At 67.2% G+C, this 19,664-nt stretch carries 17 protein-coding genes and 1 tRNA gene; 10 read left to right on the forward strand and 8 right to left on the reverse strand.

Features of this window, described 5'->3' with window-relative positions; all coding sequences use genetic code 11:
- Positions 1-3 precede the first annotated feature (3 nt).
- From NOV86_RS00965 to NOV86_RS00980, 4 genes are all read right to left on the reverse strand, one after another.
- The gene (locus tag NOV86_RS00965) at positions 4-1,152 is read right to left on the reverse strand and encodes a multicopper oxidase domain-containing protein (protein WP_267639353.1); all 1,149 of its coding nucleotides are present in this window, start codon (positions 1,150-1,152) and stop codon (positions 4-6) included.
- A 154-nt stretch (positions 1,153-1,306) separates the two neighbouring features.
- The gene (locus tag NOV86_RS00970; protein WP_267639354.1) at positions 1,307-2,929 is read right to left on the reverse strand and encodes a GMC family oxidoreductase; all 1,623 of its coding nucleotides are present in this window, start codon (positions 2,927-2,929) and stop codon (positions 1,307-1,309) included.
- Positions 2,926-3,459, reverse strand: coding sequence for a gluconate 2-dehydrogenase subunit 3 family protein (locus tag NOV86_RS00975; RefSeq protein WP_267639355.1), 534 nt, complete (start codon positions 3,457-3,459; stop codon positions 2,926-2,928). Before NOV86_RS00975 ends, NOV86_RS00970 begins: the two co-directional genes overlap by 4 nt.
- Before the next feature lie 27 nt (positions 3,460-3,486).
- Complete coding sequence (locus tag NOV86_RS00980; protein ID WP_267639356.1) at positions 3,487-4,224, reverse strand: fumarylacetoacetate hydrolase family protein; 738 nt, start codon at positions 4,222-4,224, stop codon at positions 3,487-3,489.
- Between the two features lie 124 nt (positions 4,225-4,348).
- Here NOV86_RS00980 and NOV86_RS00985 point away from each other — a divergent pair, with 124 nt between their 5' ends.
- Together NOV86_RS00985 and NOV86_RS00990 are read left to right on the forward strand one after the other, a co-directional pair.
- Complete coding sequence (locus NOV86_RS00985; RefSeq protein WP_267639357.1) at positions 4,349-4,816, forward strand: DUF3592 domain-containing protein; 468 nt, start codon at positions 4,349-4,351, stop codon at positions 4,814-4,816.
- 77 nt (positions 4,817-4,893) lie between these two features.
- Positions 4,894-4,968: transfer RNA gene (locus tag NOV86_RS00990), tRNA-Glu, on the forward strand.
- 209 nt (positions 4,969-5,177) lie between these two features.
- On the opposite strand, the gene NOV86_RS00995 is transcribed toward NOV86_RS00990, so the two are convergent.
- Entirely contained in the window at positions 5,178-5,582 is a 405-nt protein-coding gene (locus NOV86_RS00995; protein WP_267639358.1) for a hypothetical protein, read from the reverse strand.
- 152 nt (positions 5,583-5,734) lie between these two features.
- Between NOV86_RS00995 and NOV86_RS01000 the strand changes: the two genes are divergently transcribed.
- Positions 5,735-7,264, forward strand: a complete 1,530-nt coding sequence (locus tag NOV86_RS01000) for a uracil-xanthine permease family protein (protein WP_267639359.1) — start codon at positions 5,735-5,737, stop codon at positions 7,262-7,264.
- A gap of 42 nt (positions 7,265-7,306) precedes the next feature.
- On the opposite strand, the gene NOV86_RS01005 is transcribed toward NOV86_RS01000, so the two are convergent.
- Positions 7,307-8,509 carry an ABC transporter permease gene (locus tag NOV86_RS01005; RefSeq protein WP_267639360.1) on the reverse strand — a complete coding sequence of 401 codons (1,203 nt, stop codon included), beginning with the start codon at positions 8,507-8,509 and terminating at the stop codon, positions 7,307-7,309.
- Between the two features lie 189 nt (positions 8,510-8,698).
- Here NOV86_RS01005 and NOV86_RS01010 point away from each other — a divergent pair, with 189 nt between their 5' ends.
- The 3 genes from NOV86_RS01010 to NOV86_RS01020 all read left to right on the forward strand — a co-directional run bounded on the left by NOV86_RS01010 (position 8,699) and on the right by NOV86_RS01020 (position 11,380).
- Positions 8,699-9,667, forward strand: a complete 969-nt coding sequence (locus NOV86_RS01010; protein ID WP_267639361.1) for an ABC transporter permease — start codon at positions 8,699-8,701, stop codon at positions 9,665-9,667.
- A 167-nt stretch (positions 9,668-9,834) separates the two neighbouring features.
- On the forward strand, positions 9,835-10,806 hold the full coding sequence (locus NOV86_RS01015) for an ABC transporter permease (protein WP_267639362.1): 972 nt from the start codon (positions 9,835-9,837) through the stop codon (positions 10,804-10,806).
- A 43-nt stretch (positions 10,807-10,849) separates the two neighbouring features.
- Positions 10,850-11,380 (forward strand): 50S ribosomal protein L16, encoded by a 531-nt coding sequence (locus NOV86_RS01020; RefSeq protein WP_267639363.1) that lies wholly within the window; start codon positions 10,850-10,852, stop codon positions 11,378-11,380.
- Here the strand turns inward: NOV86_RS01020 and NOV86_RS01025 are convergent.
- Positions 11,370-11,993: a DUF7344 domain-containing protein gene (locus tag NOV86_RS01025; RefSeq protein ID WP_267639364.1), complete on the reverse strand. Its 624-nt coding sequence runs from the start codon at positions 11,991-11,993 to the stop codon at positions 11,370-11,372. The two genes, NOV86_RS01020 and NOV86_RS01025, sit on opposite strands and share 11 nt — an antisense overlap.
- Positions 11,994-12,297: 304 nt before the next feature.
- Between NOV86_RS01025 and NOV86_RS01030 the strand changes: the two genes are divergently transcribed.
- Positions 12,298-13,101 carry a DUF8054 domain-containing protein gene (locus tag NOV86_RS01030; protein ID WP_267639365.1) on the forward strand — a complete coding sequence of 268 codons (804 nt, stop codon included), beginning with the start codon at positions 12,298-12,300 and terminating at the stop codon, positions 13,099-13,101.
- Positions 13,102-13,669: 568 nt separating this feature from the next.
- Here NOV86_RS01030 and NOV86_RS01035 read toward each other — a convergent pair.
- Complete coding sequence (locus NOV86_RS01035) at positions 13,670-14,206, reverse strand: DUF7344 domain-containing protein (protein WP_267639366.1); 537 nt, start codon at positions 14,204-14,206, stop codon at positions 13,670-13,672.
- 353 nt (positions 14,207-14,559) lie between these two features.
- On the opposite strand from NOV86_RS01035, the gene NOV86_RS01040 reads away from it, so the two are divergent.
- The 3 genes from NOV86_RS01040 to NOV86_RS01050 all read left to right on the forward strand — a co-directional run bounded on the left by NOV86_RS01040 (position 14,560) and on the right by NOV86_RS01050 (position 19,564).
- Positions 14,560-16,314 (forward strand): SipW-dependent-type signal peptide-containing protein, encoded by a 1,755-nt coding sequence (locus NOV86_RS01040; RefSeq protein ID WP_267639367.1) that lies wholly within the window; start codon positions 14,560-14,562, stop codon positions 16,312-16,314.
- Positions 16,315-16,481: 167 nt separating this feature from the next.
- A complete protein-coding gene (locus tag NOV86_RS01045) occupies positions 16,482-17,744 on the forward strand; it encodes a hypothetical protein (RefSeq protein WP_267639368.1) in 1,263 nt (420 codons plus the stop codon).
- 530 nt (positions 17,745-18,274) lie between these two features.
- Positions 18,275-19,564, forward strand: coding sequence for a hypothetical protein (locus NOV86_RS01050; protein ID WP_267639369.1), 1,290 nt, complete (start codon positions 18,275-18,277; stop codon positions 19,562-19,564).
- Positions 19,565-19,664: the final 100 nt, after the last annotated feature.

Here is a 19,664-nt window from a genome sequence, read left to right on the forward strand (position 1 = left end):
GGCTCAGGCCTCGTACCCCGCGTACTCCATGAGCTTCGCGAAGATGTCGCTCTGCATGGCGTCGGTGTAGACGATGCCGCCGAGCATGCCGCCGGGGTAGGAGTCCCCGTTCCGGATGTGGTTCACCTTGTGGCAGTGCATCAGGTAGATGCCCGGGTCGGCGTCGGCCTCGAACTCGATGGTGTAGCGCTCTGCGGGCGCGATGTTGATGACGTCCTGGAGGAGCTGCATCTCCTCGGGATACGGGCTACCGTCCTTCTCGACCACCTTGAAGCGGTGGTTGTGGATGTGCATCGGGTGGCTCATGAAGCCGGCGTTGACCCAGTGGATGCGCACCGTGTCGCCCGATTCGACGATGATGGGCGAGCCGTCCTCGGGGTGCAGGGTCCGGGGCGCGGACTTCCCGTTGATCGTGAAGGCGTCGCCCATCCGGTCGGAGAGGTTGTACTGGACGTCCTCGCCGGCGTACTGGCGCGAGAGCCGGGTGTCCCACTCCTTGACCGTCATGAAGTACTCCTTGTCGGCCTCCTCGTACCCCTCGGGGTCGACGCGGAGGACGCCGAACATGCCCATGTCCATGTGCATCGGCGTCTGGTAGTGGCAGTGGTAGAGGTGCGTGCCCGCGACGTTCGCGGGGATCGTGTAGGTGTGCTTCTCGCCGGGCATCACCGTGATGCCGGTCGTCGTCGGGACGCCGTCGTTCTCCCAGGACTTGCGGACGCCGTGGAAGTGCAGCGTGTGCGGGTGCGGGGCGTCGGTGTTGTCGAGGGTGATCTTCAGTTCGGCACCCTCGGTACACCGGAGGATGGGGCCGGGGACGCTCGGTTCCCCGTCGTCGGCCGCGAACGCCCAGGTCACGGGCAGCGAGATGGGCCCGTTCATGCTCTCCAGCGGGTGCATGTGGTGGGTCGCCTTCACGGGCTTGAGCGTGACCTCGTGGTCGCGCTCGTCGAGGTCGACGACCTCGGGCTTGCTCGTCGTCGGGAGGTCGGGGAGCAACTTCGCCGTGTTCCCACCCATGTCCACCTGGTTCACAGTCGGCTCCGTCGTCGTCGTGCACCCGGCCATCGCGAAGAGGCCGGTGCCGCCCGTCGCGGCCAGGAACTTTCGTCGGGAGATGCCCTTGCCGGGTGCGCCGATTGCGTCGTTCATCGACTGCAACTTGGAACATCGACACGATATAAACGGGACCCGATTCCCGAAGGACGAGAATATAGTACTAATAATTACATGTCAATTATACACATGGGGTTGCGAGAGAGTCACTACCGTCACAGGGTTCGACGACGAGGACGAGGGGCCGGACCTACAGTTCCGCGTCGAGCCGGTCCGCGACCCGCAAGGAGAGCGCCGCGATGGTCAGCGTCGGGTTCAGCGCCCCGCCGGTGACGAAGACGGAGGACGAGGCCACCCAGCAGTTGTCGAGGTCGTGGGTGCGACACTCGGGGTCGACGACGCTCTCGGCGGGGTCCTCGCCCATCCGCGTCGTGCCCATGTGGTGGAACGCCGGGCCGGTGCTGTCGGGTCCGACGACCCAGTGCACGTCGGCGCCAAGTTCGTCCATGATGGCGCGCTGGCGCTCGTTGGCGGCCTCGATGGTCCGTCTGGTCCGGTCGTCGATGGACCAGTGGATCTCCGGGACGGGGTTCCCGTGGTCGTCGGTCACGTCCGGGTTCAACTCGACCCGGTTGGCCTTCTGCGGCGTCTGCTCGCACAGTCCCGTGACCTCCAGGTAGTTGCCGTAGGACTCGCGGATGTGGTCGAGGAGGCCGTCGCCCCAGGGTGCCTCCGGGCCCGAGGTCAGGGCCTCGCCCACCGGCGAGGGCCCCGCGTAGTTCAGGAACTCGAGCTTGAAGGGGCCGCGCGCTTCGCCCCCATCGTCGTAGAACTGGTGGCTCTCGGTCGTGATGAAGCCGACGTGGTTCTGGCGCGTCTCCTGGTCGACGGTCCCGCCGACCCGGGCCGCGAGGTGGTCCATGAAGTAGTTCCCGACGAGCCCGGACGAGTTCGCGAGGCCGTCGGGGTACTGCTCCGACCGCGAGAGCAAGAGCAGGCGCGGGATCTCGATGCCACCCGCGGCGAGCACGAACTGGCGAGCCTCCTGGCGGTGTTCCTCGCCGTCGGGCGTCGCGTAGACGGCGGCCTCGATGGTGTCGCCAGCGTCGTCGTGTTCGAGGCGCTGGACCGGGGCACGGTCGATGACTCTGGCCCCGGCCTCCTCGGCTCGCGCGACGTGGACCGTCGCGTCGTACTTCGCCCCCGAGGGGCAGACGGGCTTGCAGGTCCCGTAGCCTTGGCACGGCACCCGGCCGTCGTAGGCCTCCGAGTTCCGGGCGTTGGGGGCCGAGTGCGTCGTTATCTCCAGTGCCTCGCACGCCTCCGCGAAGATGGAGTCCGAGTACGAGGGTGGGAAGGCCGGCATCGGGTATGGTTCCGCGCGCGGGGGCGCGAAGGGGTTGTCGTCGGCGCCGGCCACGCCGAGTTCGGTCTCGGCGGCGGCGTAGTACGACTGCAGGTCGTCGTAGCCGATGGGCCAGTCCGCGGTCACGCCGTCGCGGCTCCGGCGCTCGAAGTCGGCCTCGTGCAGCCGGTACACCATCCCCTGCCAGTGCAGGGTCGTCCCGCCGATACCCTTCACCCGCGCCGCGTTGAGGGGGTAGTACATGTCGCCCTCGCTGGTGAAGGCGTCGCGCTCGCCGCCCATGTCCCAGACCGACTCGGGGCCGTGGGCGGGGCGGATGCGCCGCTCCATGCGCTCCGTGCGCTCTGCGGGGTCGAACCGCGGCCCGGCGTCGAGGACGACCACGTCGTGCCCCGACGTGGCGAGTTCGGCCGCCACGAGGGCGCCTGCCGGCCCGGCACCCACGATGCACACGTCGGCCCGTGGTGCGGGGCTCCGGTCCGTGCCCTGGCCGTCCTGCCGGCTCATTCTGGCCCCCGCTGGTAGCTCTCGGTCCCGCCGGGGTGGCCGATGGGGTTCTCCGTCCCGGCCAGTTCGCCACCCGTCGGCGACGTGTAGAAGGCGTAGAGCAGTTCGTTCACGACGTAGTAGCGGATCCGCGCCGCGGTCGAACCGGCCGGGTCGGGGTCGATGGCGTCGACGCCCATCTCCCGGAGCAGGCTGTCTCGCTGGTCGCGGTCGAGGTCGGCGTAGGCGTCGTCGTACCAGTCCCTCGCCGTGTCGTCGATGGCTTGGAGCCCCTCGGCGACGCCAGCCCGGTAGTCCGGTCGGTCCTGCGTCCGGCCGGCGACGTAGGTCCGGACGAACGACTCGACGTTCGCGACCTCGCTCGGGTACACCACCTCGGCGACCGCGACCAGCGTCTCGACGTCCACCGTTGCCTCGACCGTCTCCTCGGCCTCGCGCAGGTCCGCCCGGGAGAGGGCGGCCGCCCCCGAGCCGACGACCACCCCACCCGAGGCGAGCGCGGCGAGCGCGTCGCGCCGTGTCAGTTCCATTCGACGCGGATTAGGCCAACCTAAACCTTAAGCGCTGGGAATCTCGACCGTGTGTTCGAGTCGCCCGACGCCCTCGACCTCGACGACGACCTCGTCGCCGTCCTCGAGCTTGCCGACGCCCTCGGGCGTCCCGGTGGCGATGACGTCGCCGGGTTCGAGGGTCATGTACTGGGTGATCTCCGCGACGAGCTCCGGCACCGAGAAGATCATCTGGTCGCGCGTGCCGTCCTGGCGCACCTCGCCGTTGCAGTACGACCGGACCGAGGCGTCCGCGGGCACGTCCTCGGCCGGCGCGATGACCGGCCCGATGGGAGCCGCCCCGTCGAAGGCCTTCCCGCGGACCCAGTTCGTCTCCTGACGCTGGTCGTCGCGGTTCGAGAGGTCGTTCACGCAGGTGAACCCGCGGACCACGTCCATCGCGTCCGCCTCGTCGACGTGGCGACACTGCTCGTCGATGACCACGCCCAGCTCGGCCTCGAAGTCCAGGCGGTCCTTGCCCGCCGGCAGGGTCACCTCGGACCCGTGCGACGAGACCGCGTTCGGCGGCTTCAGGAACAGCAGCGGTCGGTCCGGGACGTCGCTGTCCATCTCGGCCGCGTGGTCGGCGTAGTTGCGACCGATGCAGACGATCTTCGTCGGCTCGCAGGGCGGGAGGATCTCCACCGCGGACTGGTCGTACTCGCGGCCACCGAACCGGACGGTACCGTCGTCCCACTCGCCGGTCCTGACCGCGCCTGCCGGGTCGCGAAAGCGTACCTGCTTCATGTTCGGGCCTGTCTCGCCGCCCCGGGTTAAAGCTTGTAGCGGTGGCAATCGACGGCCCGGTGAACCGGCAGAGGCCTCGCCCGCCCCCGTACTTTTGCGCCGTGGGCGCCTCTATCTAGCCGGGATGATCGAGTTCCTCATCGGGTTCCCGTTCGCGCTGGCCGGCCTGTGGCTCACCTACGCCGGGGTGCAGGAGTACCGGTCACAGCGGCGGGTCCTCGCAGGCACGGTCGCCGTCGACGCACGGGTCGTCGAGACGGGAATCGAGGAGCGCCAGCGGTCGCCGGCGGACGACGGGGCGTACTTCGTCCCCCACGTCCGGTACCAGTACGAGTTCGAGGGCGAGACCTACGAGTCCGAGCAGGTCTACCCGACCCGGACGCGGGTCGGCTACCCCTACCGCGACCCGGTCCGGGAGATCGTCACCCGGTACGAGGGCAGGGCGTCCGTGACGGCACACGTCGACCCGGCGCAACCCGATGTCGCGTTCCTCGAGGTGGAGGGGATGAACAACCCGCTCCTGTTCGCGACCTTCGGCGCGTCCCTGACGCTCCTGACGGGCGTCTACGCGCTCGTGCTCTCCTTCGCGTGAGTGTGATTCACCACCCACCGCCGGAACAAAAGGACGGATTTATACTTACCCACATCTTCGTCTCGGATGCGGAGCACGCTCGGTTGGTGTAGTCCGGCCAATCATTTCGGCCTTTCGAGCCGATGACCGGGGTTCAAATCCCCGACCGAGCATTTTCCTTGAACCAATCCGCGAGCGACAGCGAGCGGGTGGTGATTCGTGAACGCGCAGGGAGCGGGATTTGAGCAGACGAGTCGCAGCCCGGAACGGCGCGAAGCGCCGCATGCCCGGACCGTCTCGGTGAGTTCAAATCCCCGACCGAGCAGCATCCTACGAGCGCCCAATTCCGAGAAGCACCCGATAGACCCGAACGAGAACGCTCTCAGGCTTCGGTGTCGGACTCCCTGGTGGTCAGCCAGTCGAGGACCGCACCGAGGACCGACCCGGTGAAGAGGCCGGCGGCGGCGCCGAGCACGAGGCCGGTCACGAGGGACCCGGAGACCGACCAGGCGGAGACGATGCCGGCCGCGGTGCCGAACAGCAGTCCGATACCGGCACCGAGGACGACGCCCGGGACGGCCGAATCGGAACCGTGGTAGGCGTCGATGAGGCTGCCGGTGAGCAGGCCGGTCAACAGCCCGCTGCCGGCGCCGAAGGTGAGGCCGTTCGCGAGGTCGGCGCCGACGAGCGTCGAGACGAGGAGGCCCACGAAGGCGCCGAAGCCGACACCGATGCCGATGCCGGCACCGGCGGCAGGGACGGGTCTGGTCGTGGTGGCGGTGGTCATACTAGACGAGACGTGTCCCGTGAACGTCAACGCCGCTGCTGGTTCTCCGCCGGCGAGAACCAGCCGGCACGACGCTCTCGCGGATTCCGGTCGTGCAGGAACGAATCAATACACCTATTCTGGACGATGTGGAGGGACCGAGTGGTGACGTCATGACCGAGGGAGACACGGACGGAACATCGCAGACGGGCTCGGACGACGGGTCGAGTTTCGTCGAGTACGGTATCGAGGACGAACCGCCGCTGTCCACGTCGGTACTGCTGGGGGTCCAGCACTACCTGACGATGGTCGGCGCGAACATCGCGGTCCCGCTGATTCTCGCGGGGGCGATGGGCATGCCCGCGGGGGTGACCGCGAAGTTCGTGGGGACGTTCTTCGTGGTCTCCGGCATCGCGACGCTGGCGCAGACGACGTTCGGGAACCGCTACCCCATCGTGCAGGGGGCACCGTTCTCGATGCTCGCGCCGGCGCTGGCCATCGTGGCGACCGCGCCGACGCTGCCGGGCGGTGTCGCCTGGGAGAGCAAGTTGCTGTTCCTGCAGGGCGCCATCATCGCGGCGGCGACGACCGAGGTGTTCATCGGCTACCTCGGTATCGTCGGGCGCCTCCGCCGGCTGCTGTCGCCGGTCGTGGTCGCGCCGACCATCGCCCTCATCGGGCTGTCGCTGTTCAACGTCCCGCAGATCACCGCGCCGGACCAGAACTGGTGGCTGCTCGGGCTGACGGTCGGGCTGGTCGTGCTGTTCTCGCAGTACCTCGGCGACGGCCACCGGGTGTTCCAGCTGTTCCCGGTGCTGCTCGCCATCGTCCTCTCGTGGCTGGTCGCAGCGGGGCTCAGCGTCACCGGCGTCCTCGCGTCGGGGACGAAGGGCTACGTCGACCTCGCGTCGGTCACCGACGTCGAGCTGGTGTTCGCCATCTACCCGCTCCAGTGGGGGATGCCCCGGTTCGAGGCGGCGTTCGCCATCGGGATGTTCGCGGGCGTGCTGGCCTCCATCGTCGAGAGCTTCGGCGACTACCACGCGGTCGCCCGGTTGACCGGGTCCGGCGCGCCGAGCGAGTCCCGCATCAACCACGGTATCGGGATGGAGGGGCTGATGAACGTCTTCGCCGGCATCATGGGCGCCGGCGGGTCGACCTCCTACTCCGAGAACATCGGGGCCATCGGGCTCACGGGTGTCGCCTCCCGGCGCGTCGTGCAGGTCGGTGCGGCCGTGATGCTGGTCGTCGGGTTCTTCGGTCCCTTCGGCCAGCTCATCGCGACCATCCCCGCGCCCATCGTCGGCGGGCTGTTCGTCGCGATGTTCGGCCAGATCGTCGCGGTCGGCCTCTCGAACCTGGAGTACGTCGACCTCGACTCCTCGCGGAACGTGTTCGTCATCGGTATCGCCCTGTTCACGGGGCTCGCGATTCCGAACTACATGAACGGGCTCGAGGGCGTCGCGGCACTGAAGGAGGGCCTGGCGGGCATCGCGGTCCTCGGGCCGGTGCTCGGCACCGACCCGGTCGCGAACACGCTGTTCGTCATCGGCGGCACGGGCATGGCCGTCGGCGGGCTGGTCGCGCTGCTGCTCGACAACACGATTCCGGGCACCGACGAGGAACGCGGTGTCGCGGCCTGGGAGGACGTGGCGGAGGACGAGAGCGACTTCTCGCCGGTCTGGGCTGCCGCCGACGACTGAAGACGGGCACGCCTGCAGCCGGCGTGACCCGGCATCTGTGTGCTACCGGGCGCTCCGGGGGTCAAGGCCGTCGCGGACGGCGTCCCCGAGGATCGACGCCGAGACGACCGTCAGCGCCAGCGCCAGCACCGGCCAGAGGGCGATCCAGTAGACGTAGGGGAACTCGGCGCTGAACGTGCCCATCCCCTGGGCGGCGATCTCGCCCCAGGAGGCGATCATGATGTCGTTCATGTCCATGTACGAGATGGCCGCCTCGATGAGGATGATGGTCGGAATCAGGCGCGTGAGGCCGACGATGGCGGCGTTCGCGACGTTCGGGATGACGTGCTTGACGAGGATGGACAGGTCCGAGGCGCCGGCGCTCTTCGCGGCCAGCACGTAGGCGTCCTCGCTGCGCTGGATGGCCTCCGAGCGCACCAGCCTGGCGAGGCCACCCCACGACAGCAGGCCGAAGACGGCGACGAACAGGAACAGCGACCGGCCCCAGTACGAGAGCACGAGGTAGGCGACGAACGCGGGGATGGTCTGCTGGACGTCGACGTAGCTCATCAGGACGGTGTCGACCCGGCCGCCGAAGTAGCCCGCGACGGAGCCGACGACCGTCGCGATGGGCACGATGATGGTGCCGGTGATGAGGGCGACCTTGACGGCGATGTGGGCACCCGAGAAGAGGAGGGGGATCATGTTCTTGCCGTAGGGGCTGGTGCCGAGTGGGTACCTGAGCGTCCCGTAGCAGCGCTCTGCCGTCTCGACGCCGACACAGGGGTTTGCCGGGCGGGCGGGCCCCCACAGGAACGCCGGCGGCTGGAAGGCGTGGGGGAGGTTGAGGTCGGGCTTCCAGAAGATGGGGCCGAGGAAGCCGGTCACGACCACGAGCGTGAGGTACGCGAGACTCGCCATCGCGAGGGGACGGGCGCGGATGACCCGCCAGTAGCGGCCCCGGAGCCGAGCCGAGGTCGCGAAGGGGACCACGACGAACAGCAGGACGGTCCAGACCGAGAGCACGAACAGCCAGTCGGTCTCGACGAGGTCCCACGTGAACTTGGTGACGAGGAAGAACCCGAGGTCGATGCGCGGGCCGACCGCCTGGAAGGTCGACGTCGTCGGTGGGAGGACGAAGTAGTCGTAGAGGAACGCGGCGACGAGGACGGCCACGCCGACGAGGAACACGAGGACGCGGATCGAGGGCAGCGAGGCGCCGCCGTCGAGTTCGTCCCAGTCGACGTTCTCGAACGTCTCGCTCATCGTATCGCCTCCGTCTTCGACGGGTCGCGGGGTCTGGTGAGCGAGACCATGAGAGACTCCACACGGACGCAGTATTAGTAATTGACATAATGTAAAATGGCCATTTTCGTCACCGGAGACGTTTTCGTGTGCGACGGGGTCACGGAGACATATGCAGCCGACAGTCGTGCCCGAGAGCGTGGTGCGCCCGTGAGCAGGCTCTCGTTTCTCGCGCGCCGGCTCGGGTTCTCCGTCCTCGCGGCCTACGTGGTGATGACCGTCTCGTTCTTCGTCGTCGCCATCATCCCGGACCCGAACGTCGGGTACGCCGCCTGGCTGGCGAAGGACGACCCCGACGAGGCGGCACAGGCCGTCGTCGAGGCGAAGAACCTGAACGAGCCGCTGTACGACCGGTACGTGAACTGGCTCGTCGACGTGACGACGTTCGACTGGGGGCGCTCGGTCGGTGGGTTCGGCGACCGCGGGCTACCGGTGACGGAGCTCCTGGAGACCACGATTCCGGTCACGCTCGCCTACCTCGTCCCGGCACTCCTGCTCTCGACGACGCTCGCACTCGCCCTCGGCTCCTACGTGGCTCTGCGCCCGGACTCGCGCCTCGCCGAGGCCGTCTCCTCGGTCGGCTACCTCGCGCTCGGCGTCCCGAGCTTCTTCGTCGCCGAGTTGCTGTTCTTCGCGGCCAACACGGAGTTCGACTGGGTGACGCTCGCGTTCCCCCGGCGCATCGACCTCGCCGACCCGGTCTCGCTGTGGCCCTACCTCGTCCCGGCGGTGGTGCTCGCGACCTCGCTTGCGGCCGGGCAGTTGCGCTACGTCCGGGCCGAGTCGAGCGAGTTGCTCGGACGGGACTTCGTGAAACTGGTCGAGGCGAAGGGCGCCAGCGACCTGCGGGTCGTCCGGCACGTGCTCTCGAACGCCGCCTTGCCCCTCCTCTCGCTCTTCTTCGCGGACATGGTGTCGACGCTGGTCGTGCAGGTGTTCGTCATCGAGTTCGTGTTCGGCCTGCAGGGCATCGGGACGCTCACGCTCCAGGCCGTCTCCGACCGCAACATGCCGGTCATCATCGGCTCGACCATGGCCATCGCGTACGCGGGCATCGGCGCGAACTTCCTGCAGGACGTGGCGGCCGCCTGGTTCGACCCCCGGACCGACCTGGAGTGAGTCAGGGTTGCAGCGGCCGCCGACCGGCCGGCCCGCAGCCGCCGGCCGTGAGACGGAATGTCAAACGCTCGTTTGCGTCTCCGTCCGGTATTTCCTCCCCTAGCGAGATACTCCGGTATGGTCTCCGTACCCTCCCAGAACGACCGATTCGACCGGGGTGAGACCCCGTGAGCAGGGCCACGTTCGTCCTCCGGCGGTTCGGTTTCGCCCTCCTCGCGACGTACATCGTGATGAGCATCGCGTTCTTCGTGGTGGCGCTCATGCCGGACCCCAACCTCGGCCTCGTCGCCTACGGCGCGGAGGACCCCGAGGCCGCCGTCGCCGCGGTGAAGGAGGCGAAGAACCTCGACGAGCCACTGCTCGACCGGTACGTGAACTGGCTCGTCGACCTCTCCACGCTGGACTGGGGGCGCTCGGTCGGGAGCTTCGGCAACAAGCGCGCCCCGGTGACCGACCTGCTCGCCGAGACCATCCCGCGGACGCTCGCGTACGTCCTGCCGGCGCTCGCCCTCTCGTTCGGCCTCGCACTCGCCATCGGGTCCTACGCCGCGATGAACCCCGACTCCCGGCTCACGTCGTTCGTCTCGACCACCGGCTACTTCGGGCTCGGCCTCCCGAACTACTTCCTCGCGGCGCTGGTGACGTTCGGGCTCGCGGTCGAGCTGGGCCTCCAGCCCACGTACCCGGGCGACCCGCTCGGCGCCCTGGTCGGCGACCCGCTCTCGGTGTGGGGCTACCTCCTCCCGACGCTGGTGCTCACGTCGACGCTGACGGGCGGCCAGTTGCGGTACGTCCGGGCCGAGTCGGCCGAGATACTCGGCGAGGATTTCATCAAACTGGTACGCTCGACTGGCGCGGGGAACCTCCGCATCGTCAGGCACGTGCTCTCGAACGCCGCGCTCCCGCTGGTCTCGCTCGTCTTCGCGGACATGGTGTCGACGCTGGTCGTGCAGGTGTTCGTCCTCGAGTTCGTCTTCCCCGTCCGGGGCCTCGGGTCGCTCGCGCTCCAGGCCATCCGGGACCGGAACGTCCCCGTCATCATCGGGACGACGATGGCCGTCGCGTACGCCGGCATCGGGGCGAACTTCCTGCAGGACGTGGCCTACGCGTGGTTCGACCCACGGGCCGACTTCGAATGAACAGGTTTATTCGCACCCTGACAGTGAGTTTTCCGTACTGACCATGTCGGACAAACCCGCCTCCATGTACCGGGAGATCTCCAAGCCCGCGTACACGCGACGCGAGTACATCACGGGCATCCCCGGCTCGAAGATTGCACAGCACAAGATGGGCGACACCGGCTCGGAACCCGACGACTGGCCGGTCCAGATCAGTCTGGTGCTCGAGGAGGAGTGCCAGATTCGCCACGGGTCGCTGGAGGCCTCGCGGCTCTCGGCGAACCGCCACCTCATCAAGGAGCTCGGTGAGGGCAACTACTACATGATCCTGCGGAAGTTCCCGCACCACGTCCTGCGCGAGAACAAGCAGGCGACCGGTGCTGGGGCAGACCGTGTCTCCGACGGGATGCGCCAGGCGTTCGGGAAGGTCGTCGGCACGGCCGCGCGCATCCAGCGCGGCGAGCGACTGTTCACGTGCTGGTGTACCGTCGAGCAGGCACCCGTCGTCAAGGACGCGTTCCGCCGCGCGTACAACAAGATCTCCCCGCCGTGTCGCGTCGTCGTCGAGCGTGGCGAGGAGAAACTCATCGCGTAGGGTCGTCGTCTTCGACGAACGACCGCCGTTCCTGCTCGTCGAGCCGTTTCTGCCGTGCGGACCGCAGGTGGACAGCCGCGGTGACCGCGAGTGCGACCGTGAACAGCGCGGCGTACGCGAGGCCGCCGAGACTCGCGAAGGGTGCGAGCCCGAGCCAGGCGAGCCCGACGAGGATGCCGAAGACGGCCGAGAGGCCGAGGTAGAACTCGCTCCAGTGCAGTTCGTCCTCGGGCACCACCTCGAGGTAGACGTCGAACGCGGCGAGGTCGGCCGCCGGCTCGACGGTCCCGCGTGACTTGTCGTACGCGACGATGTCGTGTTTCTGCATCATCGGGAGGTGGGTCTGGACGAGCGAGGTGTACACCCGCTTTCGCTGCTTGTAGTCCAGGTCCGCCTCGTCGATGCCGCATTCGCGCGCGGCGACGTAACTCGTCAGCTCCCGCACCGTCACCTGTTCGTGCTCCGCGAGTGCCTCGAGGACGAGGCGGCGACGCTGGTTGCTCAGCGTGTGGAACACGGTGTCCTGTGTGAGGACAGTGCCCCCCGTTCCATCGCCCGCCACCTGTGCCACCGTCACAGACGGCCCCCCGTCCCCCGGGTCCGCGACGACCATATCCGTCGATGGAGAAGTGTGTTTCACTAGTAGTTAACAAGGGAGTGAGTAGTCTTAATCTTTCGCTTGGCGGGGTAATGGTGGGAGAGGCGGCGGTTTCGTCGTGTTGCGGTTTCGTCGGCTAAGTGTATCGATTCTGGTCTTTTGGGCGTCGTATCCCGCCGGGAGACGCAGCCACCTCTGGGTAATGGTATCATACCTATACTCTGCTGGGCTGTAAATAACGTGACGTGTGGTCGCTGTCGCGACCACCGGGGGAGACAGCATGCAACAGGCAGGCACATCTACGCCAGGAGAGTCGATAGTGAGTCGGATACGTCGTCCGGAGTACACCGGGGAGAACCGCTGTATCCCGTGTACCGTGACCAATCTCGCGATAGCCGCGGTGCTGACGGGCGGGTCGGTCCTCCTCTGGCCGCCGGCCGCCGTGGGCGTGGCGGCGTTCTCGCTCGGGATGATCTACTTCCGGGGCTACCTGGTCCCGGGGACGCCCGAGTTGACCAAGCGGTACTTCCCGGACTGGCTCCTACGGGTCTTCGACAAGGAGGCGAAGCCACGGTACGACGGCGGCGAGTTCGACATGGAATCGACGCTGCTCGAGGCGGGTATCATCGAGGAGACGCCGGACCAGAACGACGTGATGCTCACGCCCACGTTCGCCGCGGCGTGGGCCGAGCGGATGGCACACGTCGCCGCCCGTGACGCCGACATCGACGAACTCGCCGGCCTGCTGGGCGTCGAGGAGGAGCGGCTCGCCATCACCGAACACGGCTCGGAGTCGTTCATCGCCTGGGTCGACGGCGAGTGGCTGGCCCAGTGGGAGTCCCGCGGCGCGTTCGTCGCGGATATGGCCGCCGCGAAGGAACTCGAGTCGCGTTACGACGACTGGCACGACCTCCCGATGATGCTCCGCTCGGAGATGCTGGGTGGCCTGCGCCTGTTCCTCGAGGAGTGCCCCATCTGTGGCGGCCGCGTCACGCTCGGCCAGCGCGTCGTCAAGTCCTGCTGCCGGTCGTACGACGTGGTCGCCACGTCGTGCCAGGAGTGTGGCGCACGGCTGTTCGAGACGGAGATCGACACGGAGTCGCTGGAACAGCAACAGCCGTAGTCCCGCCTGTCGAGCGCGAGCGACGAGACCCGGTCCTTTTCGTACTGTACACCGTTCGGGCACAGAGCCACGGCACTGCCGGCGTCTGTTCCTTCACGGCTACATCGATGCTCTTCGTTCTGCCGGGCGAGTGCCACCGGACCCTCGGCCGGTGAGCGTCACTGCTGCCAGGGTGCTGCCCGGGTGCGACCGATGGACCAGTCGGGTATGGCAAGATGGACCTGCCCGGTACGTCAGCGAGAGCGCGAGCTACGGAGCCACGAGACAGCCACGAGACGGAAAACGGCCGGGGTGGCCACGAACCTTCGGACGCGACTCCCCCTGTCGCTGGTCGCCGCCCTGGGCCGTCGGATGCGCCTGCCGACCCGGTTGCACCCTGCCTACCGACCAGCCGACCAGCTGCATTGGGCACGAAGGGTGGGCACACCGATACCGGGAGAAAACCCGCCCACTGCGGCCGTTTCTGGCACGCCCTACCGGTGGGCGAACGCGACGTTCGACCCCGACCGAGCCCGTGGACGAGGGCTGTCGCTCGCGGGTCGGCGTCGAGCAGAGAACGGAGAAAGAATCAGCCGAAGAACTGCCGCCGGAGCGACCCCCGGAACTTCCACAGCTGGTAGGCCGTCGAGGCCGCGAACGTCGCGAGGAACCCGCTGGCGACGAGGCTCGGGTGGAGCTGTCCGAGGAGCGGGAGACCGTTGACCGACGCGACCACGGCACAGAGGCCGAGCACGCCGAGCCCGCGGTAGTACTCGCCCCAGGTGATGCCGTGGCCCGTCGTCACGTCCATGTACTGGGCGACCTCGCGAGCCCCCTCGTCGAGGGTGATGACCTTGCGGTTGCAGTCGTACTGGAGGATGCCGAGTTCGTCGAGCTTCGGCAGGTGCGTCTGGTGCAGCGAGATGTAGACCGTCTCGCGGATGTTCCGCGGTGCCGGTGTCTCGCCAGATTCGATGGAGGCGATGAGCTCTGAGAGGTCCCGCAGCGAGATCGACCCCGCCGAGCGGTTCAGGACCCGCAGTGTCTCCCGCCTGCGCGGGTTGCTGAGAATCTGGTGGATGTCGCACTCCTGTAGCCGATTGCGTCGTGTCGTAACTGGAAACATACTTCCCCCACGCTGCCTCCCCAGGACCCCCCGGTCCCGGCTAGCATGTGTGCTATCCGAATATAGCGGCTGTGATATACTTAGATATGGATTTGATACCGTAATTTCCTGATATTTTGAGGTTTCTCGGCTGAAAACCGAGCGACTGCATCGACTGTAGGCTCGAGCTACGGGGTTCTAACCGGTGATATCCTCGTGGTAACCCGGTACTCGGGAACTCTACTGGTTGCTTCGACCACCACGAAGCGAATCATAAGTAAGTTGGTAACAACCCAAGGATAGCTCGACCCGTTCCGACCGGACCTCCGGGGGGAGGCGGGCACACGCAACAGCGATACCAACAACGAAGAACCATGACACAAAAGAATTCGATGAAACTGTCCCGGCGCCAGGTACTGGCCGGACTCGGAACGATCGGGGTCGCGTCCGCGGGCGCAGGCCTCGGCACCACTGCGTTCTACAGTGACCGTGAATCCGTCGAGGGATGGTTCGAGGCTGGTCGCGTCGACCTGCTTCTGGACTACCGCACGACCTACATGCCGTGGGAGCGCTACGACCTGCAGAACATCCCCATGGAACAGCGTCCGCCCATCGTCCCTGAGACGGACGACATGGTGTACCAGCTCGGCTCCGTCCCGGACTTCGGTGAGGTCCTGACCCACGACGAGTGGGGCCGCCGTGTCCTCGAGATCGACGCCTGTGCGACACCGAAGACCGAACTCGGCGCACAACTCATCGACGGCGAAGAGGGCATGTTCATCGACCTGATGGACATCAAGCCGCTCGACCGTGGTGAGACCACCTTCTCGCTACACCTCTGTGGCAACCCGTCGTACCTGAAGATGCGTGCGACCGGTGACTCCGAGGGCGACACCGACGGACCGCGCTTCGAGGAGGACTACCGCGAGGGCGTCAACAACAGCACCGAGCCCGAGATCGAGTTCGGTGACATCCTCGACGACCCGATGGGTGAGCTCCAGGACTTCATGCACGTGTGCTTCTGGTACGACCCGAACTGCAACAACGTGCGTGACCAGGAACCCCAGACCGTCTGTGTCCAGCTCGCACTGGACAACAGCGACTCCATGGACGCGGAGTACGTTCCCGGCGGTGAGGCAGACCCGACCAAGATCGCGAAGACGAAGGACGGGGCACTCGCCCTGATCGACGCACTCGAGGACGAGGTCGACCCGGACGACGATGACCTCACCCCGAAGCATATCGGTGTCACGCTGTTCAACGGTGACGGGGATGAGAACCCCATCATCAACGCGAACAGCATCGACCCCACGACGGACGCAGCAGCGCTCCGGACCCTGATCAACGACGACTACAACGGTGACCAGGCCGACGCCAACGGGAGCGTCGCGACCGGCATCACCGACGCCGCCGACCGCGTCGAGGACTGTGCGGACTACAACATCGTCGTCGCCACCTCGAACGGTGTCGAGAACGTCGAGGGTGCTCGTGACGCAGCTGACGAAGCCCTTGGCCGCGACGGTGTCGACGAGGTCGTCATGGTGCTCATCCAGCCGGGTGACGCTACCGTGGACGAGTTCGCCGACTTCGACGGACAGGTCTTCGTGGTCAACACGCCCGAGGAGACGGACGCCGCATGGCTCGACATCGTTCAGTTGGTGAAGGCCGCCCAGGTCGTCGCCGGTGAAGAGGTCTGCCTGTACGAGGGTCCCCTCTCGGGCTTCCTCGACATCATCGACGAAGACGGCGTCATCCTCCCGCCCGGAGCCGGTGAGGAGGCGGTCTGCACGCTCGGTGAGGCGACCAACACCGCGGGCAACTGCTGGCAGGAGGGCGTACACTGCTTCGCCCTCGAGTGGTACATCCCGTGCAAGGCAGAGGGCACCATGGCGGAGCCGGGCTACATCGACCTCGGAGCCTGTGGTTTCGACAACTACGCCGAGTTCCTCATCGAGGAATACGAACTGGGCAGTGCGGACGAACTCGACGGCCTCGTGAACATCACCCAGACCGACACGGTCCACTTCGGGCTGGAGTTCACCGCCGAACAGTGCCGCCACAACACCGTTCCGGAAGAGAACGGCGACAACGGCGACAACGGCGACGACGGCACCACCGCGCCGGCCTGATCGTGAACACCGGGACCAGACGCCCCTGACCCGACCGCGGGTCCGGACCGGTCCGTCTCTTCCCGACACCTGACCCGACCCACGAGGGGAATCCGTGACCCGATGGCCGGTCACGCGGCGGTTCGACACCGCCGGTGGGTCCTCACCTCGGAAGAGGTATCTACATCATGCAATCACGACGGTCACAACTCACACGTCGCAAGGTCCTGGCCGGGCTCGGGACCATCGGGGTGGCGAGTGCAGGAGCGGGGCTCGGCACGACGGCCTTCTACAGCGACAGGGAAGCACTCGAGGGCTGGTTCGAGGCCGGCCGGGTCGACAACGTCCTCAGTTTCCGGTCGGTCTACGAGGCCTGGGAGCGCTACGACCTTCAGGAGGTCCCGCTTGCGGACCGCCCGCCGATCGTCCCCGGCGGGAATGACATGCAGTACCTGCTGGCGGAGGCGCCGGCGTTCCGCGACGCGACCGACGAACCGCTCTCGTTCGCGTCGTGGCGCGACGACATCCGAACCATCGACGCCTGTTCGCTGACCGACCTGACCGACATCGGTATCAGCATTGACAGCATCGAGGGGCTGACCGCGGTCGGGGTCGACCAGGTACCGAACGACCTCTTCCTGCCGGGACTGGTCGACGGCGCCGAGGGTATCTTCCTCGAACTCGACGACGTGAAGCCGAAGGACCTCGGCGCGCTCCAGTTCGACATCCACGTCTGCGGGAACCCGTCGCTCGCGTTCCTCTCGCTCGCCGTCGACGAGCTCACGCAGGAGGGCGTCGCCGAGAACGTCGAGAACGGCGTGTTCGAGTCGGAGGAGGAGGCAGGCGAGACGCTGGACGCGAACTTCGACACCGCCGGTTTCGACATCCTCTCGGGAACGGAGCTGGCGGGCGAACTGGGCCCGTACCTCTACGCTGTCCTCCTGAAGTCCGACGGCGTCTACCAGTCGTTCGACGTCGTCTTCGACAAGGTGGTCGCCGCCGCGGACGACATGGACGACGACGTGCTCTACGCCGGCTCGCTGACCGGACTGGTCGAGACGCTGGTCGACGCCGGCACGCCCGGTGTCCAGCTCGAACCGTCGGGCAACGCGGTCGCGACAGAGGCTCTCTGTTTCGATCTCGACGTCCACAGTTACCAGCTGAGCTGGTTCCTCGCGTGTGCGGAGACCGACCCGCAGGGGCTCGGGTTCGAAGACCTGTTGCTGGTCAACCGCTTCACCGAGAACACCTTCGTCGTCGAGGGTGGAGTCACCGTCGACGACAACGACGGCGACGCGAAGTTGACGCTCAACGACGAGCTCCGCCAGCGTGGGTTCTACCAGGCCGGTGACATCGAGACGGGCATCACCGTCGACGTGAACGTCACCCAGACGGACTCGGTCCGCGTCGGCTTCGAGTTCACGCTGGAGCAGTGCCGCGCCAACCTGTAGGTGCGTGGTCGCCCCCGATTTTCGGCTACGTCTTTCGTCCATCGCTTCACACGAACCGAACTCGGAGTGGCTCCGTGAGCCAGCCCCGGTGACGCGCACGTGTGGTCGACCTGCCGCATCTCGGCGGTCGCCGGGAACGGACCGTAGCCGCGGTGGCGCCGGTGATCTCGTGGACGGTCGGAACAGTTCACCAGAGAACCGGTAGACTGCGCGGCGTCTAACCGGCTGTTCGACCGGAACTGTCCCGGCCTATCGAACGGTTCTGTGAACGTTCACCCGGGTTACCGCGCAGTAGCTTCAGCATACCTAATGTATCAAGAAACATATGGTCGTCTGTCAGGGGGAGTCGCGTGCCCGCCCGGCCGGAGCCGAAACGGGCAGCGACAGCTGGCACGACGCCACATCAATGGGGAATCAGACATGACTCGAACAGGAGACGCACGAAGCCGACAGAGACGCGAGACGGTCGCGTCCGCGCGGGGGCGTGCGAATCGCCACGGAGGACGGAGGGAAACTCGCGAGGTGACATCGTGAGAGAGGGTGGACGCGTCAGCCGCCGCCGGCTGCTGTACACGCTGGGAAGCGTGGGCGCCATCACCGCGGCAGCCGGCGCGACGGGGACGACCGCCACCCTGCTCGACAGGGAGGCGTTCAGCGGCCTGTTCACCGCAGGGAGCCTCGACCTCGACATCTGCTGGCAGGACGCCGGCTTCCACGCGGCCGACGCCGGCGGCGAAGGCCAGGTCGTCGAACCCGGCATGTGCCCGGAGTTCGTCAACGGGACGGTCATCGACATCGACCTCCCGGACCTCGACGCGGAGAACCGGACCGGCTCGGGCAGCGCCCGGGTGCGCCTCCCCGACGACGGCACGAACAACGTCGCCTGGCTCTGGTTCCGGACCAGCTGCCCGGAGTCGCCGTGCACGGACGTCGGCGACCACGCGCTGGCGAACCTCTACCGCCAGCTCGAGGTGCGGGTGTTCTACGACGTGGACTGCGACGGCGAGTCCGAGGGGGAGGAGACCGTCACCATCACCGAGGGGACGCTCTGTGAGGTCCTCTCGGAGCTCCACACCGGGTTCCGCCTCGACAGCGACCTGGAAACGCCAGACGCGGTCGAACCGTTCGAGCCCGGCCAGGAGGTCTGCATCGGCTTCGAGTGGGAACTCGTCGGCGACATCTGCATCGAGGGCGGCTCGCGGGCGGACTTCCGCATCGAGTTCTACGGCGAACAGGCCCGGCACAACATGGCCGTCGAGTCGCCGTGGGACGACGAGTGCACCGTGGACTGCGAGGAGGTCTGCCAGGAGTGCGTCCAGGGCAAGGGCATCAGTTTCGTGTCGTTCTGCGTCGCGGACGGCGAACCGCTCCAGGACGGCGACGTCTGCTTCGCCGTCACCGGGACCAACAGCGACGGCGAACCGACCCGGATCGACTGGTACCTCACGCAGGCTGCCATCGAGCGTGGCGTCGACGGCGTCGACTACGTCGTCCTCAAGACGGGGAACGGTCCGATGCCGACGGACTTCGCGATGGAGAATTTCTACTCCACCACCGGAACCGAGGGGTCGGCGACCATCCACCAGGGCGAGCCGGCCGAGACGGAGCAGGTCCCCTCCAGCCCGTGCAAGGAGGGCCACACCGGCATCAAGTACGACTACGAGGCCGGCTTCGACAGCCCGAACGACCCCTGTGTGCCGGACGACTGGGCGTTCGACGAGACGCGGGACACGTCGAAGGAACCCGAGTCGAACGAGTCGGAGCCGGAAGACTCCGCTCCGGACAACTCCGCCCCGGACGACCCGGGACCGAACAACTGACCGACCGACTGACCGACCAGACCCGCGTGGTACGAGGCCACCGCGGCGGTTCGATGCCGCCGGCGGGCGTCCCTTCGGGGAGAGTATTCCGGGGCGTCAC

Origin of the sequence: Haloarchaeobius amylolyticus (assembly GCF_026616195.1) — an archaeon.
GTDB classification, from domain to species: Archaea; Halobacteriota; Halobacteria; order Halobacteriales; family Natrialbaceae; genus Haloarchaeobius; species Haloarchaeobius amylolyticus.

Excerpts from the sequence above, each read along its gene's own strand:
- NOV86_RS00965 (WP_267639353.1), bottom strand. The coding sequence starts at position 1,152 with ATGAACGACGCAATCGGCGCACCCGGCAAGGGCATCTCCCGACGAAAG.
- NOV86_RS00970 (WP_267639354.1), bottom strand. The coding sequence starts at position 2,929 with ATGAGCCGGCAGGACGGCCAGGGCACGGACCGGAGCCCCGCACCACGG.
- NOV86_RS00975 (WP_267639355.1), bottom strand. The coding sequence starts at position 3,459 with ATGGAACTGACACGGCGCGACGCGCTCGCCGCGCTCGCCTCGGGTGGG.
- NOV86_RS00980 (WP_267639356.1), bottom strand. The coding sequence starts at position 4,224 with ATGAAGCAGGTACGCTTTCGCGACCCGGCAGGCGCGGTCAGGACCGGC.
- NOV86_RS00985 (WP_267639357.1), top strand. The coding sequence starts at position 4,349 with ATGATCGAGTTCCTCATCGGGTTCCCGTTCGCGCTGGCCGGCCTGTGG.
- NOV86_RS00995 (WP_267639358.1), bottom strand. The coding sequence starts at position 5,582 with ATGACCACCGCCACCACGACCAGACCCGTCCCTGCCGCCGGTGCCGGC.
- NOV86_RS01000 (WP_267639359.1), top strand. The coding sequence starts at position 5,735 with ATGACCGAGGGAGACACGGACGGAACATCGCAGACGGGCTCGGACGAC.
- NOV86_RS01005 (WP_267639360.1), bottom strand. The coding sequence starts at position 8,509 with ATGAGCGAGACGTTCGAGAACGTCGACTGGGACGAACTCGACGGCGGC.
- NOV86_RS01020 (WP_267639363.1), top strand. The coding sequence starts at position 10,850 with ATGTCGGACAAACCCGCCTCCATGTACCGGGAGATCTCCAAGCCCGCG.
- NOV86_RS01025 (WP_267639364.1), bottom strand. The coding sequence starts at position 11,993 with ATGGTCGTCGCGGACCCGGGGGACGGGGGGCCGTCTGTGACGGTGGCA.
- NOV86_RS01035 (WP_267639366.1), bottom strand. The coding sequence starts at position 14,206 with ATGTTTCCAGTTACGACACGACGCAATCGGCTACAGGAGTGCGACATC.
- NOV86_RS01040 (WP_267639367.1), top strand. The coding sequence starts at position 14,560 with ATGACACAAAAGAATTCGATGAAACTGTCCCGGCGCCAGGTACTGGCC.
- NOV86_RS01045 (WP_267639368.1), top strand. The coding sequence starts at position 16,482 with ATGCAATCACGACGGTCACAACTCACACGTCGCAAGGTCCTGGCCGGG.